Genomic DNA, 14189 nt, shown 5'->3' on the forward strand with positions numbered 1-14189 from the left:
TCGCGCTAGCAGCGAGAGCTCGGGGTTGAGGGCGAAAATCACATGAAGCGTTTGAGAAAGGCCGGCGTCGGTGAGGCAACCATAGATGGACTGACGTATGAGTGACTCATGCCTGCGACCATTGACGCCGATCCAATTGCAACAGGTCATCGATGCCAACCCCTTCAGTAACTGGATGCAATTGCGTGTTCATCGAATCGATGAAGGAGAACTCGAGCTGCGTTTGCCGAGCCGCCCAGAGATGCTGGGAACCGAGGCACTGCAGCGGCTGCATGGTGGCATTATCAGCAGCCTTATCGATGTTGCCTGCGGTTATGCGGCGCTGTGCATCAGCGGCCGTGGCGTCAGCACGGTCAACCTGCAAACCGACTTTCATCGCGCCGCAAGCCTGGGTGAATTACGCGTCGAAGGCAGCGTGCTACACCAGGGAGGCCGCCTTTTGACAGCGCAAGCGCGCGTGACATGCTGCGCCGGCATTCTTCTCGCCAGCGGCCGCAGCACCCTCTACATGAGTCGGAATGTCCATCCTGTACTTGCGCCCGAGTCGCTGGCAGATGCCCTGCCCGGCGTCCATCACCAAAGGTAACAGCCGATGCGTGAAGCACTCTTCACCACTCCCATCACCGAAATGCTGGGTATTCGCCATCCGATACTTTGCGGTGGCCTGGGTCCTGCAATTGCCGATGCCGACTATGTAGCGGCCGTGGTCAACGCGGGCGGCATGGGCTTCATTGTGGCGGCCGGTTTTCCCGACCCCGACGCATTCCGCGAACAGTTGACGCGATGCCGCCTGCTTACCGGCGGCAAGGGCTTTGGCGTAAACCTCTATATCTCTCGCCAGGCCGGAGGGGCGCAACGGCTGGAGCGCCATTTGCAAATCCTGATTGAAGCAGGTGTGAAGTGTGTCGAAACGGCAGGTGCAAGCCCCGAACCGGTGCTGCCCATGCTGCGCGACGCCGGTGTGAAGGTGCTGCACAAAGTGCCTGCGGTGCGGTATGCCCACACGGCCGCGCGGCTGGGCGTCGATGGAGTGATCGTGGTGGGCAATGATTGCGGGGGGCACCCCGGGATCTATGGCATCAGCAGCATGGTGCAAGCCGCGCAGGCTACAGCAGAACTAAGTCTGCCAATCGTAATTGCCGGTGGTATAGGCACAGGCCGGCAACTGGCAGCCTGCTTGGCGATGGGCGCTGACGCTATCCTGATGGGCTCACGCATGCTGGTTGCCAAGGAGCTCGCAATCCATGACGCCTACAAAGAGCAGGTGGTCCGCGGTGACGGCACGGAGAGCATCGTGGTGAAAACCGGCCTGAGAGACCATCACCGGGTGCTGGTCAATGACAGCGCCAAGGCTGTTGCGGCGCTCGATGCCAGCGGCGCCAGCGAATTCGAGCAATATCGACCGCATGTGATGGGCGCCCTCGCAACTCAAGCCTATCAAAGCGGCGATAGCCGCCAGGGGATGCTCGATTACGGGCCGGCGACGGTGTTTGCCGATGCCATCAAGCCTGTGGAATCCATCTTTGATGAAATGATTGATGACGCCCGCAATGCCCTCACACGCCTGGGGCTACTGACTCGCCAACTGAAAAAAGACCATGACTAAAATTTTCACCCACGAAGACTCGCTCGACCTCAGCGGCATCATCAGGCCCGGCGAGACCGTGATGTGGGGGCAGGCCAATGCCGAACCTCTGCCCTTGACGAACGCGCTGATGCGCAAACGTCGGCGCATCGGACATTTGCGCGTTTTTCTGGGCATCACCGACAGCGACACCTGCCTCCCTGAACATGCCGACTGCGTCGAGTTTGTCTCGTATTGCGGCAGCGGGCACAACAGAGCTCTGGCCAAGGCGGGCGTACTGAATATCCTGCCTTGCCATTATTCCGAATTCCCTAAGTTGATTCGCCAGGGCCTGCTGAGAGTCGACGTGTTGATGTTGCAATTGGCACCGCCAGATGAGCTGGGACGGTTCAGCCTGGGACTTGCACACGAATACCTGCTGCCCGCCCTGGAAACCGCCAGGGTTGTCATAGCCGAAGTAAACCAGGCATGCCCATGGACATTCGGTGAGCGCTACCTGATCCAGGACGAGCTGGACGTCATACTGCACACCGATCGCCCGCCCCTGCAAAGCCGGACGGTGGAGCCTGGACCAGTGGAGCGTGCCATCGCCCAGCGCGTTGCCGAGCGCATCGAACACGGCGCTACGCTTCAACTTGGAATTGGCGCGATCCCCGAAGCCGTACTTCAAGCTCTGCATGACCATCGGGAGCTCGGCGTGCACTCCGGGACCATCGGTGATGGAGTGGCCGAGCTCATGCAACGGGGCGTCATCACCAACTCCCGAAAGAGCCTGGACAAGGGAGTCACCGTGGCCGGAGTGCTGATGGGCAGCGAACTGATCCACCGCTTCGCCCATCGCAACCCTTTGATCCGCATGCGCTCCACCGAATACACCCATTCGCCGCAGGTCCTGGCCGCTCAGGATCGTCTGGTAGCCATCAACTCGGCGATCGAGGTGGACCTGACAGGGCAAATCAATGCGGAGAGCGCGGGTGGCCAGTACATCGGCGCCTTGGGCGGCGCAGTTGACTTCCTGCGCGGAGCACGACAATCGCGTGGAGGGCTGCCCATCATTGCCCTGCCTTCCACTGCCGGGCCGCGCAGTCGGATCGTGTCGCGCCTGAGTGGGCCCGTGAGCACGCCGCGCAGCGACGCCGGACTGATCGTTACTGAATATGGCGTCGCCGACCTGCGCGGGCTTAGCCTGAGCCAGCGCGCTCGCTGCATGATCGAGATCGCTCATCCGGATTTTCGCGAACAACTCAAACAAGACGCCGCCAGCCTGTAGCTGGCAACAGGAGCAAAACATGAGACGTGCAGCAATTGTCGCCCCACTGCGAACCCCCGTAGGCACCTTTGGAGGCAGCCTGCGACCGCTCGCCGTAGAAGTGTTGGGGGCCCATGTCGTCAATGCCGTACTGAGCAAAAGCGGGCTGGATCCGGCGCGCATCGACGATATCGTCTTTGCGCAATCGTACGCCAACAGCGAAACCCCTTGCGTGGGGCGATGGATCGGCCTGCAAGCAGGGCTGCCGGTTGAAGTGCCCGGCATGCAGCTCGACCGACGCTGCGGTGGTGGCCTGCAAGCCGTACTGAGCGCCGCGATGATGGTACAGACCGGGGTGGCTGACGTGGTCGTGGCGGGCGGCGTCGAGAGCATGAGCAACATCGAGTACTACAGCACGGATATGCGCTGGGGCTCGCGCGCTGGCACAGTCAAAATGCATGACCGCCTGGAGCGAGGTCGGGAACGTTCGCAGCCTGAGGAGCGCTTCGGCCACATTTCCGGAATGATCGAAACCGCTGAAAACCTGGCCCGCCTCTACGGCATCAGCCGCGAAGACAGCGATGCTTATGCCATGCAAAGCCACCGACGAGCAGCACAGGCCTGGTCTGAAGGACGTTTCGAGGCGGAAGTAGTCCCCATCAGTGTCCCGCAACGCAAGGGCGAGCCGGTACTGTTCAGCCGTGATGAAGGCATCCGCGCCGAAACCAGCATGGAAAGCCTGAGCAAGCTACGCACACTGATGCGCGATGGCACCGTGACCGCGGGCAACTCCAGCCAACAGAACGATGCCGCAGCGGCCTGCCTGGTAGTGGCTGAGGACAAGTTGGCCGAATTGGGACTTGAACCGATGGGGTATCTGGTCGGTTGGGCCGCCGCGGGTTGCGAGCCCTCGCAAATGGGTATCGGTCCGGTACCCGCCGTGCACAAGCTGCTGGCAAAAACCGGCCTGAGCCTGGCGCAAATGGACCTGGTTGAATTGAATGAGGCATTCGCCTGTCAGGTGCTCGCAGTACTCAAGGGATGGCAGTGGCACGACACAGATCGATTGAACGTCAATGGTTCCGGCATCTCGCTGGGTCACCCGATCGGCGCCACTGGAGTGCGGATGATGGCCACTCTGTTGCACGAGCTGCAGCGCCGCCAGGGACGCTATGGCCTGGAAACCATGTGCATCGGTGGCGGACAAGGGCTGGCTGCTATTTTCGAGCGTTACTGACCGCGTGAGGTGGATGCGGTTAGTGTAAATCCCGGGCCGCACTGCGGCCCTTTTTATACGAGCGCATCCATTCCATATCGGACGTCAGCGGTCACCGACCTTTGAAGACTGGCTTGCGTTTTTCACGAAAAGCGTTGACCGCCTCCTGATGGTCTTCAGTCAAGTTGGAAAGCGCCTCGTACGCCAGCGATGCATCGATCACCGAAGTCACCGCCTGCTTGAGTACAATGTTCATCGAGGCCTTGGTCCACTGGATCGCATAAGCTGCACCATTGGCCAGGCGGGCGGCCATTTCCTGGACGCGCTCATCGAGATCGTCCGCAGAAACAGCGTAGTTGATCAGCCCGATTTTCTCGGCATGCTCGGCAGTAAGGGCATCACCTGTGAGCAGGTACTCCTTGGCTTTGGCAAAACCGATGAGCTGCGGCCAGATGGCTGCACCACCGTCCCCCGCGACGAAGCCTACCGCAACGTGCGGATCGCCGATTTTCGCGTGTACGGCGGCGTAGCTCATGTCGCAATAGAGGGCCAGCGTGGCTCCCAGTCCAATGGCATGGCCATTGATCTTGGCAATGATCGGCTTCTGGCAATCGAGCATCGAGAACACGATTTGCTTGCCACGGCGCATGCTGTCGAAGAAGCGTTGTGGCTCATCGATCACCTTCTGCATTTCTTCTATATCACCACCGGCGCTGAAGGCCCTGCCTGCGCCGGTCAGGATAATGACCCGCGTTTGCGGGTCATGGCCGGCTTCGATAAACACCCTCGATAACTCCTTGTCCATGTCGTCATCGATGGCGTTGAGCGTGTCCGGTCGATTGAAGGTGATGGTGAGAATGCCGTTGTCGCGCTCGACTTTGAGCGCCTGATAACTAGAAAGATTCATTGTTGTCCTCATCATGCAGCCGCTCGGGGCGCATCAATTTGTTAGGGCTGAAGTGTCCCAGGCCCGCTGTTGTGGCGCCTGAATCAAACAGGATCCCAGGTAAACACATCACCCGAGCGTTCCATAGGTACGAACGACCCCTTGAGCGCAGGCATGCCATGTTCGGCAAGTGACTCTGGCGTCCAGCCCTCGGAGCGCTGCACCGAACGAATCGGTCGAGGCTGACTCATCAGGAAGATCTCATTGTTGCGCACCGCAAACACTTGCGCATTGACGTCGCTCGCCTGATCGCTGGCCAGATACACACAAATGGGAGCGATCTTGGCGGGCGTCATCTGCTTGATTTTCTCGACGCGGGCCTGCTGCTCCGGTGTATCGGTAGGAATGGCGCCGATCATGCGACTGAAGGCAAAGGGCGCTACGCAGTTGGAACGTACGTTAAATTTTTCCATGTCGAGGGCAATGGACTTGGACAATGCCATGATCCCCAACTTGGCCGCGTTATAATTGGCCTGGCCCAGATTACCGATCAGCCCGGACGTGGACGTCATATGGATATAGCAGCCGGCGCCCTGCTCCTTGAAGTAGTTTGCCGCAGCCCTGCTGACGTAAAAGGAGCCATACAAGTGAACCTTGAGCACCGAGTCGAATTCTTCGGCACTCATTTTGTGGAAGAAGCGGTCGCGAAGGATGCCCGCGTTATTCACCACGCAATCGATTCGACCAAACCGTTGTACCGCCTGCTCCACCATGCGCGCAGCGGCACCAGGGTCTGACACGCTGTCGGTGTTGGCCAAGGCTTCACCACCCGCGGCGACGATTTCATCCACCACTCGCTGCGCCGGGCCGACGTCCGCCCCTTCCCCCGCGACCGAGGCACCAACGTCATTGACCACTACCTTGGCGCCATGTTGAGCCATGAGCAGGGCGATGTCGCGGCCAATACCGCCGCCAGCGCCCGTTACCAAAACGACTTTGCCTTCGACCATTGCAGCCATTTCTTACTCCGTCCTGTCGGGAGACGCACTGCGTTAGCGCGTTCTCGGCTTCTCAATACAACCAGCGCCAATGCCAGTCGTCCTCAAGCGATATTAATGAACGTTGTTCAACTATGCAAACATTAGGTAGGTGGCTAAGTACTCGTCGGACTTCTGATCCCACTATAAAAAACGGTTCAGCGAGACAAATTGCCGAGCGCAGAGCATCAAGCTGTGATATTGGAATGAGTGATCACATGTGAACGCTATTTGATATACTGCACACCACGTGCGCAAGAATTACAAATTATTGCAGCACCGATTTTTTACCCAAAGGGAACATTCATGAAAAAAACGGAAACCGACGTGGACGCCGCTGAAACGCCCGTATCGCTGGGCCCCCGCTCCGTCACCCGAATCCTTGGGCTGTTCGAGGTCCTGGCCAAATCGCCAGACGGCCTGTCCCTGGCAGAACTCAGCAGTACTTTGGAGTCTCCGAAAAGCAGCCTGCTGACATTATTGAGACCTTTGGTCGCCGAGGGTTATCTCAACCACACGGCCAGCCGCTATTACCTGGGGCCATTCATTTATCGACTCGCGGGCAATATCCTGGCGACACGTAACTTCTCAAGGATGATGCGCCCATACCTTAATGAACTGGCGGGCAAAACCGGCGAGAGCATCTATCTGTCCGTCATTGACATGGACACCCAGATGGTCACCCACATCGATGGCATCGACTCGCAGAATCCTGTGCGTTATGTATCGCCACTAGGCGCGCCCCGCCCCCTGCACTGCACGGCACCTGGCAGACTGCTTCTCGCGTATCAGGACGAAAAAGTGCAGGAGCATTATCTGCGCACGGCCAAACTGAAGGCGATGACGTGGCGGACTGTAACCGACCGCGGGACACTCAAAAAACAGCTCAAGGAAATCCGCGAGTCCGGCATATCCATCAGCATCAGCGAGCTGAGCGAGGGTGCGGCAGGTATTGCAGCCCCGGTATTCGATACCGATGGCACCGTCGCGGCAGCCTTGGTTATTGCGGCTCCCGCCGAACGTATGCAACACAAGCTCAATGATTTGCGGCCAATGTTGATAGAGGCCGCTGCGGAAGCATCGGGCTTGTTGAAAAATTGATTCCAACTGCTCCGCGCAAGGGCCTCACCGGCGTACCGAGGAGGCCCTGCAAAACGGTAACAGCGAACCTAAGCCATTTCTGCGCAGGCTTGTTGGATCGAGCGCGCGTAACGTGCCAAGTGATAGTCCATGCCTCCGAACCAGGCATTGCTAAGCACAAGACGACGGTAGTGATGTCCCACCCTGAACTCTTCCGTCACCCCATAGCCGCCGTGTAGCTGAATTCCCTGGGCGGTGACGAATTTAGCGCTGCGCATCACCTGCGCTTTGCAGCCGGATATCTGCGCACTGCGCTCATGGTCTGCTGCGGTAACCGACGCGAGAATGGCGAGCCCACAGTGCAGACTCGCACGAGCCTGCATGGTCTCGATGGCCATATCCGCCATGCGATGCTGGAGCGCCTGGAAACTGCCGATTGCCACCCCGAATTGCTTTCGGGTTTTGAGGTACTCAGCGCACAGCGCGAGCACATCTTCCATCCCACCGACGATTTCTGCGCACTGGTGGACAATGCTCTCATCGATTGCTCGCTGCAATCCTGCATACGCAGCGCCCTCGGCGCCCAACAAGGATGCCGCCGGGACCACCACTTCATTGAGTACAAGGTCAGCCGCTGGCGTGCCATCAAGCAAACGCACCGGTTCCAGCAGGACGCCCGGCGTATCGCGGGGCAGCAGAAAAATCGAGAGCCCCTCGGTGGCGCCCGTCTCTCCCGCGCTACGCGCCACTACCAGCAGCCAGTCGCTCTGCGCGGCGCAGACCACCATACTCTTGCGACCATTCAAGACATAATCGTCACCCCGACGCTGCGCTCGCGTGGCCACCCATGCGACGTCGCCCCTGGATTCGGGCTCACTGCAAGCCACCGCGATCAGTGCCTCGCCCGAACCGATAGCCGGTAGCAGTTGCAACTTGTGCGCCTCGTTGGCGCAGTGCTGTATCAAGGCTGCTGGCAACAGGCACGCATGCAGGAAGGGTTCGAGCAACAAACCCCGGCCCATTTCTTCCATGAGGATCGTAGTTTCAACCGGGCCGAAGCCTACCCCGCCAAATTCCTCGGGAATGCCGGCTGCCAGCCAGCCCAGTTCCGCATACTCTTGCCACTGCTTGGTGGCGAAATGGCCATCGGCGGCGATTGCCTGCCGGTTGTTGAACGCGTAGCTTTTCTCCATGTAACGCCGGGCGTTTTCCTGCAACATGCGTTGCTCATCGCTCAATTCGAAATTCATGGCATTCCCCTCAAAGATTGAACATTGCCTTGGCGATGATGTTGCGCTGGATCTCGGCCGAGCCGCCGTAAATTGAACAGGCACGGCGGTAGAAAAGCTCTGCGGCCAGGCCTGGGGCGAACTCCGGACCGATGAAACGCTGCCCTCGCAACTCGCGATCCTCGTTTGGGTCCGGGTAATAGGCCGAACCGTAATCGCCCAACACGTCCACCAGCATTTCAGTGAGTTTCTGGTGCAGTTCCGACCCGCGGACTTTGAGCATTGAACCCACGGCCATCCCGCCCGTCTGCTCGCTTACGCCTAGGTGCAAGACCCGCTTGACGGCCATGTCGATGGCGAGGACCTCCAGTTCGTATTCCGCCAGGCGGTTGGCGAACACCGGGTCCTGGATCAAGGGTTGCGCACCCGCGCGCGCCTGCGAGGCATACCGACGAATCTTGGCCAGGTAGCGTTTGAGTGCTGGAGCCTCCGCACCGAGAAAAGCGCGCTCATTGAAAAGCAGGAACTTGGTGTAGCCCCACCCTTTGTTTTCTTCACCTACGAGGTTCTCCACCGGAACCCGCACGTTCTCGTAGAACACTTCGGCCAGATGGTTACAGCCATCGAGGCTGGTAATCGGCCGCACCGTCACGCCGGGTGTGTCGAGATCGACAAGCAGGAAGGAAATACCTTTTTGCGGTTTGGCCTCGGTATCGGTTCGAACCAGCAGAAAACACCACTGCCCCCAGATACCGTTGCTGGTCCAGATCTTCTGGCCATTGACGACGTAGTGATCACCGTCACGAATCGCCGTCGTACGCAAGGACGCCAGGTCCGATCCCGCTTCAGGCTCGGAGAACCCTTGCACCCAATACACTTCGCCCTTTTTGATCGCCGGCAGAATCCGGCGTTTCTGCTCTTCGTTGCCAAACTCGCAAATTACCGGCCCCACCAGGGTGACACCTTGCTGGTTGGGGGACGGAGCGCCAGCCAGATAGCATTCCTCCTCGAAGATGTAGCGCTGCTCGGCGGTCCAGTCAGTGCCTCCGTGCTCCTTCGGCCAGAACGGCACCGACCACCCGCGCGTTTCATGGAGGATGCGAGTCCACTTCAGCGAGTCATCGTCACCTGGCAAATAGCCTTGCTGGCCACGCCAGGCCATGTCGGCCGGAAGGTGTTCGCGCAGGAAGTCCCGAACTTCTTCCCGAAAGATTTCATTGGCAGCATTGGATTCGAAATTCATCGTCGACTCCACTCAGCGGAAAGAAATCGTATGACCACCATCCACTGCGATGGTCTGGCCATTGATGTACCCGCCAGAAGGCGATGCCAGCAGCACTGCAAGACCCGCGAGTTCGTCCACTTCACCGAAGCGCTGTGAAGGGTTGCGTCCTCGGTACCAGTTCACCATGGCCTCGTCCTCCCACTGGGATCGCGCCATCTCGGTCTTGAAGGTACCGGGCGCAATGCAGTTCGCCGTGACACCCTTGCTGGCAAACTCGTTAGCCAGATTACGCACCAACTGCATGTCGGCAGCTTTTGTGAGGCCATAGGTGCCGGTGACAGGATCTCCCAGCAGGCCAACAACCGACGCTACGACAATGAAGCGTCCATACCCGCGCTCCAGCATGCCCGGCACGGTCATTTGTGCCAGCCAGATACTGCTTTGTACGTTGACCTGCATGAATTTATTGAAGGTCGCTTCCTGCAGGTCCAACACCGAGCCGATCCAGGGGTGAATGGCTGCATTGGCCATGACGATATCCACCCGCCCCCAGGTGTGCATCGCGCTGTCGACCAGACGCTGCAACTCTTCCTTGCTGCCGATATTGCAAGGAACAGCAATGGCTTCTCCACCATCGGCGCGGATCTCGGCGGCGGCCTGTTCACAGGCATCCGCTTTGCGTCCGGAAATCACTACCTTCGCGCCATGCGCTGCCATACCCTTGGCACTCGCCAGCCCTAAACCGCGACTGGAGCCGGTGATGATCGCGACTTTGCCGTGCAGGTCAAACAAGGAAGATGTTGTCATCGTAACCTCTTATTTTTATTCGCTGTGCAAATACACTATCCACACTGTGAATTTTGACTATACTCTGAAAATCCTTCTGGAGCGAAAGTAATGATCCAAGTTTTGCCCACAGACCCAAGCCCCGAGGGCGAGAAAGACCGCCAATACGTCACGGCGCTGGCGCGGGGTCTGCAAATTCTGCGTTGCTTCAGTCATGACAAGCCCGAGCTCACTCCTCAGGAAATCGTGCGAATGACCGGGCTTCCTCAGCCGACCGTATGGCGCCTGTGCCATACGCTGAGCAAAGAGGGATTCATCGTCTGTGCAGGTGAAAACAATCGCATGGCGCTAGGTTTGCCCGCGCTGGCGTTGGGGTATGCGGCGCTGGTAAGGCAGTCGTTGCCCAAGATCGCCTTGCCGCACATGCAGGCCCTCACTGACAGCGAAGGTATGGGAATGTCGCTGGCCGTTCGTGATGGCCTGGACATGTTGTATATCCAGCGCACACACGGTGATTTCGTCTACATGAACGATCCGGTGGGCGCCCGGCGTCCGTTTGCTTCTGCGCCGACAGGCTGGGCTTGCTTCGCTGGCTACGACGACCACGAGCGCGAAACGGTGCTCCTGGCGTTGGAGCAGCATGAGCCGAAAGCTTTGCCGGCGTTGCGTGTGCAACTCGAACACAGCCGCGCGCAATTCGCACAGCATGGTTTTGTCACCAGCCTCGGCATTATCCACGAGCACCTCAACGCGGTGGCGGTTCCCATTCGCTCATTGCGCAGCGGCACTGTCTACGCGTTATCTGCTTCAGGCCTGGCTGCGGATTGGCCGCAGTCAAAACTGGAGGCCATCGGTCATCGGCTTGTGCACCTGGCCCGGCAACTTGAAGTCGCCGCCGATTGAATTTCCCCCCATACAGCCATAAAAGGAGTTACCTGTGTCAGCTATCAAACCTCTGGTCCTGGTCACGGGCGCCACCGGCGCTCAAGGTGGCGCCGTCGCGCGAGAATTACTGTCGGCAGATTTCCACGTGCGTATCCTGACGCGCAATCCGCAGTCACCTGCGGCGCAGGCGTTGATCGCCGCTGGCGCTGAGGCGGTAGTGGGTGATCTGGAGGATGCGTCGTCCCTGGCCGCGGCCCTTGAGGGCGCGTCCGGAGTATTTTCGGTGCAGATACCCGATGCTGCAGGTACGGACGCGGAACGCCGACACGGTTTCGCCCTGGTTCAAGCAGCAAAAGCGGCGGGCGTTACCCACTTCGTTCACACCTCGGTATGCGAAGCCGGTAAACATACGCAGTTCCCCCGTTGGGACAGCAACTACTGGTGGCAGAAGTACTGGACCGATAAGTGGGATGTGGAAGAAGCCGTTCGCGGTGCCGGGTTTACCCATTGGACCGTGCTGAAACCGGCATTCATGATGGAGAATTTCGCCCAGCCCAAAGCGCGCCACATGTTTCCCCACCTGAAGCAGGGCAAGATCATCACTGCGCTCTTACCGTCCACACGCATGCAACTGATTGCCGCAGATGATATAGGCGTTGTTGCACGTGCCGCTTTCGTCGACCCTGGACATTTCTCCGGGCACAACATTGACCTGGCCATCGAGGCCCTGACCATGGATGAAGTGGCCCTGACCCTCTCGCGGGTCCTGGACAAACAGGTTCGTGCGGAGTCGGTCAGCCCTGAGAAGGCGATCGAATCCGGTGTGTTTGCAGGCTGGGTACGCTCCCAGGAGTGGACCAACGAAGCCGGATACCAAGCGGACATCCCTGCACTTGTCCAGTCGTTCGGCCGTCGCGACATCGTGCTGACGCCTTTTGAAGCATGGGTCAAACGACACGCCGGTGAAATCCACGTCGATGCGTGACAGGTCTACTTGTAGCTGACTAACAAAAAGAGATGAAACCATGTCCAACTTGTACGATCTTCCCGATGACATCATGGTCACCGCCGAAGGTGGCCTTCGCATCATTACCCTCAACCGGCCGGACGACCTCAATGCCTCGACGACCGAGATGCTTTTTTCCTACCCCAAGCTGTTCCGCGGCCTGGCCGAAGATCCCGATGCCAGGGTCGCCATCCTGACGGGTGCGGGCCGGGCATTCAGCGCTGGCGGCGACATGAACCATTTCGTCAAGACACTGGACGACAACGACTTCGCGCGCGCAGTCCAGGAAAATGCTCGTCGCACCATCCACAGCTTCATCGACTTGCCTATTCCTATCATCGCCGCCGTCAACGGACCGGCAGTCGGCTGGGGCGCAACGCTCGCGACCTTATGTGACATCGTCCTGATTTCCGAGAACGCCTTCATGGCGGAACCCCACATCAACATAGGTCTGGTCGTCGGTGACGGCATATCCGTTTCCTGGCCGCTCTACACGAGCCTGTTGCGCGCGAAGGAGTTGATCTTTACCGGAGACCGCATCAGCGCCCAGCAAGCTGTCGAATTCGGCTTGGCTAACCGTGTTGTCGCCCCGGATAAGCTGCTCGAGGAAGCCAGGGCACTGGCCGCCAAACTGCTCAAGCAACCAAGCCAGGCGTTGCGCGAGACCAAGAAATTGATGAACCTGTACCTGCACCGCTCCGCCGCGCACATGCTCGACGCCACCTTGGGTCGCCAGCTCGCGGCTACTACCAGCCCCGAGCATCACGCGGTCGCCAGTCAATTCATCGAACAACAGAAACGCAAGCAAAAAGAAGCGAAGTAAAACCCGCTGAAACAAAAGCCCCCGAAGCGATGCTCCGGGGGCTTGGTTGCAGCCCTTCCCGTCAAAACCGAGTGCCTGGCCTCAAGAGCGTGGAACGGATGCAACCTTATCCTGGAACCGGGGCGCCTCGTTTACGGGGATCTGGGTAGCGAGCCGACGCTGGACAGCTTCCGCTTCGGCGATCAAGGTTTTCATCAGCTCGGCGATGCTCGGCAAGTCATGTACAAGGCCAACCGACTGCCCGGAAGCGGTCATGCCTTTGTCGAGATCACCGGTCGACATGGTCAGGCCATGCATCTGCAACATCTTGGACATGCGCATCATCGACTCGATCTGCCGAGGGCCCAGCGAAAGTGTGTGCTTCACTAACTTGAACCATGGCGTTTTCAACTCTTTGGCAATGGTGAACGAGTTGAGAAAAATCTCCCAGACATTCAACATTTTCGCATTCACCATGCGTTCAGCGGCCGCCGTTTTCATTTGCCGGCATGGAATACCGTCGAATCGGTCGGAAAAGATGGTGTCTTGAACGTCCAGTTCCAGCGCCTTGTTCTTGAAATTGGCATGCATCGGACCTTCCTGAGTGACCCAGAACCGCGTGCCCATGGACACGCCCGCGGCTCCCAGCGCCAGCGCGCCCACCAGGCCGGCACCGTTGGCCACCCCGCCGGCAGCGATGATGGGAATGTTGAGCAACTCGGCCAACCGAGGAATCAGAACGAAACTGCCGATTTCCCCGGCGTGGCCCGCGGCCTCGTAGCCTGCGGCGATCACCGCATCGCAACCATGGACCTCGGCCCGCTGCGCCAGCCTGACGTCACTGACCGACGCCACGACCTTACCCCCATAGGCGTGCGCAGCCTTGACGATCCAGTCGCCCTTGCCCATGGAGTAGTTGATGACCGGCACGCCTTCCTCGAGCATGACTTTGGCGTTCGCCATGCCATTGGGCAGTGCCAATGGCGCATTGGCACCAAAGGGTTTGTCGGTCAATTTCCGGATCTCCCGGATCGCTGCCCGCGTCACATCAGGCGGATTGGAGCCGGCGCCGTAAACGCCCAAGCCACCAGCGTTCGACACCGCCGCGACCATGTTCGGGAACGCAACTCGGCCCATTCCTGCATTGAGGATTGGATAATCGATCCCGAACAGTTCAGTAATCGCAGTTTTCATGTTCTAAGT

General features: G+C 59.1%; 14 protein-coding genes. 8 read left to right on the forward strand and 6 right to left on the reverse strand.

Annotation, left to right across the window (positions count from 1 at the left end):
- The first annotated feature begins 97 nt into the window (after positions 1-97).
- Genes ABH909_RS19950 through ABH909_RS19965 form a run of 4 tightly spaced genes read left to right on the forward strand, consistent with a single transcriptional unit; the run spans position 98 to position 4071 of the window.
- Positions 98-586, forward strand: coding sequence for a PaaI family thioesterase (locus ABH909_RS19950; protein WP_429385551.1), 489 nt, complete (start codon positions 98-100; stop codon positions 584-586).
- A 6-nt stretch (positions 587-592) separates the two neighbouring features.
- A complete protein-coding gene (locus ABH909_RS19955) occupies positions 593-1606 on the forward strand; it encodes an NAD(P)H-dependent flavin oxidoreductase (protein WP_429385549.1) in 1014 nt (337 codons plus the stop codon).
- A complete protein-coding gene (locus ABH909_RS19960; protein ID WP_429385547.1) occupies positions 1599-2855 on the forward strand; it encodes an acetyl-CoA hydrolase/transferase family protein in 1257 nt (418 codons plus the stop codon). The genes ABH909_RS19955 and ABH909_RS19960 overlap by 8 nt, the downstream gene beginning before the upstream one ends.
- A gap of 19 nt (positions 2856-2874) precedes the next feature.
- Positions 2875-4071, forward strand: a complete 1197-nt coding sequence (locus ABH909_RS19965) for an acetyl-CoA C-acetyltransferase (RefSeq protein WP_429385545.1) — start codon at positions 2875-2877, stop codon at positions 4069-4071.
- A 91-nt stretch (positions 4072-4162) separates the two neighbouring features.
- On the opposite strand, the gene ABH909_RS19970 is transcribed toward ABH909_RS19965, so the two are convergent.
- The gene (locus tag ABH909_RS19970) at positions 4163-4957 is read right to left on the reverse strand and encodes an enoyl-CoA hydratase/isomerase family protein (RefSeq protein ID WP_429385543.1); all 795 of its coding nucleotides are present in this window, start codon (positions 4955-4957) and stop codon (positions 4163-4165) included.
- An 83-nt stretch (positions 4958-5040) separates the two neighbouring features.
- Positions 5041-5955 carry an SDR family oxidoreductase gene (locus ABH909_RS19975; RefSeq protein WP_429385542.1) on the reverse strand — a complete coding sequence of 305 codons (915 nt, stop codon included), beginning with the start codon at positions 5953-5955 and terminating at the stop codon, positions 5041-5043.
- A gap of 324 nt (positions 5956-6279) precedes the next feature.
- On the opposite strand from ABH909_RS19975, the gene ABH909_RS19980 reads away from it, so the two are divergent.
- On the forward strand, positions 6280-7074 hold the full coding sequence (locus ABH909_RS19980; protein WP_429385540.1) for an IclR family transcriptional regulator: 795 nt from the start codon (positions 6280-6282) through the stop codon (positions 7072-7074).
- 68 nt (positions 7075-7142) lie between these two features.
- Here the strand turns inward: ABH909_RS19980 and ABH909_RS19985 are convergent, their stop codons facing one another.
- Genes ABH909_RS19985 through ABH909_RS19995 form a run of 3 tightly spaced genes read right to left on the reverse strand, consistent with a single transcriptional unit; the run spans position 7143 to position 10314 of the window.
- On the reverse strand, positions 7143-8303 hold the full coding sequence (locus ABH909_RS19985) for an acyl-CoA dehydrogenase family protein (RefSeq protein ID WP_429385538.1): 1161 nt from the start codon (positions 8301-8303) through the stop codon (positions 7143-7145).
- Between the two features lie 10 nt (positions 8304-8313).
- The gene (locus tag ABH909_RS19990; protein WP_429385536.1) at positions 8314-9525 is read right to left on the reverse strand and encodes an acyl-CoA dehydrogenase family protein; all 1212 of its coding nucleotides are present in this window, start codon (positions 9523-9525) and stop codon (positions 8314-8316) included.
- A gap of 12 nt (positions 9526-9537) precedes the next feature.
- Positions 9538-10314, reverse strand: coding sequence for an SDR family NAD(P)-dependent oxidoreductase (locus ABH909_RS19995; RefSeq protein WP_429385534.1), 777 nt, complete (start codon positions 10312-10314; stop codon positions 9538-9540).
- 90 nt (positions 10315-10404) lie between these two features.
- On the opposite strand from ABH909_RS19995, the gene ABH909_RS20000 reads away from it, so the two are divergent.
- From ABH909_RS20000 to ABH909_RS20010, 3 genes are read left to right on the forward strand one after another with little or no spacing between them, the layout of a single operon-like run.
- Positions 10405-11196: an IclR family transcriptional regulator gene (locus ABH909_RS20000; protein ID WP_429385532.1), complete on the forward strand. Its 792-nt coding sequence runs from the start codon at positions 10405-10407 to the stop codon at positions 11194-11196.
- A gap of 34 nt (positions 11197-11230) precedes the next feature.
- Complete coding sequence (locus ABH909_RS20005) at positions 11231-12163, forward strand: NmrA/HSCARG family protein (RefSeq protein WP_429385531.1); 933 nt, start codon at positions 11231-11233, stop codon at positions 12161-12163.
- Between the two features lie 40 nt (positions 12164-12203).
- Complete coding sequence (locus ABH909_RS20010) at positions 12204-13007, forward strand: enoyl-CoA hydratase/isomerase family protein (RefSeq protein ID WP_429385529.1); 804 nt, start codon at positions 12204-12206, stop codon at positions 13005-13007.
- A gap of 81 nt (positions 13008-13088) precedes the next feature.
- Here the strand turns inward: ABH909_RS20010 and ABH909_RS20015 are convergent, their stop codons facing one another.
- Complete coding sequence (locus ABH909_RS20015; RefSeq protein ID WP_429385527.1) at positions 13089-14180, reverse strand: NAD(P)H-dependent flavin oxidoreductase; 1092 nt, start codon at positions 14178-14180, stop codon at positions 13089-13091.
- Between the last annotated feature and the right edge of the window lie 9 nt (positions 14181-14189).

It is taken from the genome of Pseudomonas sp. BS3782 TE3695, from assembly GCF_050435305.1.
GTDB lineage: Bacteria > Pseudomonadota > Gammaproteobacteria > Pseudomonadales > Pseudomonadaceae > Aquipseudomonas.

Excerpts from the sequence above, each read along its gene's own strand:
- ABH909_RS19950 (WP_429385551.1), top strand. The coding sequence starts at position 98 with ATGAGTGACTCATGCCTGCGACCATTGACGCCGATCCAATTGCAACAG.
- ABH909_RS19980 (WP_429385540.1), top strand. The coding sequence starts at position 6,280 with ATGAAAAAAACGGAAACCGACGTGGACGCCGCTGAAACGCCCGTATCG.
- ABH909_RS19955 (WP_429385549.1), top strand. The coding sequence starts at position 593 with ATGCGTGAAGCACTCTTCACCACTCCCATCACCGAAATGCTGGGTATT.
- ABH909_RS19995 (WP_429385534.1), bottom strand. The coding sequence starts at position 10,314 with ATGACAACATCTTCCTTGTTTGACCTGCACGGCAAAGTCGCGATCATC.
- ABH909_RS20000 (WP_429385532.1), top strand. The coding sequence starts at position 10,405 with ATGATCCAAGTTTTGCCCACAGACCCAAGCCCCGAGGGCGAGAAAGAC.
- ABH909_RS20010 (WP_429385529.1), top strand. The coding sequence starts at position 12,204 with ATGTCCAACTTGTACGATCTTCCCGATGACATCATGGTCACCGCCGAA.
- ABH909_RS19975 (WP_429385542.1), bottom strand. The coding sequence starts at position 5,955 with ATGGCTGCAATGGTCGAAGGCAAAGTCGTTTTGGTAACGGGCGCTGGC.
- ABH909_RS20015 (WP_429385527.1), bottom strand. The coding sequence starts at position 14,180 with ATGAAAACTGCGATTACTGAACTGTTCGGGATCGATTATCCAATCCTC.
- ABH909_RS19990 (WP_429385536.1), bottom strand. The coding sequence starts at position 9,525 with ATGAATTTCGAATCCAATGCTGCCAATGAAATCTTTCGGGAAGAAGTT.
- ABH909_RS19960 (WP_429385547.1), top strand. The coding sequence starts at position 1,599 with ATGACTAAAATTTTCACCCACGAAGACTCGCTCGACCTCAGCGGCATC.
- ABH909_RS19965 (WP_429385545.1), top strand. The coding sequence starts at position 2,875 with ATGAGACGTGCAGCAATTGTCGCCCCACTGCGAACCCCCGTAGGCACC.
- ABH909_RS19985 (WP_429385538.1), bottom strand. The coding sequence starts at position 8,303 with ATGAATTTCGAATTGAGCGATGAGCAACGCATGTTGCAGGAAAACGCC.
- ABH909_RS19970 (WP_429385543.1), bottom strand. The coding sequence starts at position 4,957 with ATGAATCTTTCTAGTTATCAGGCGCTCAAAGTCGAGCGCGACAACGGC.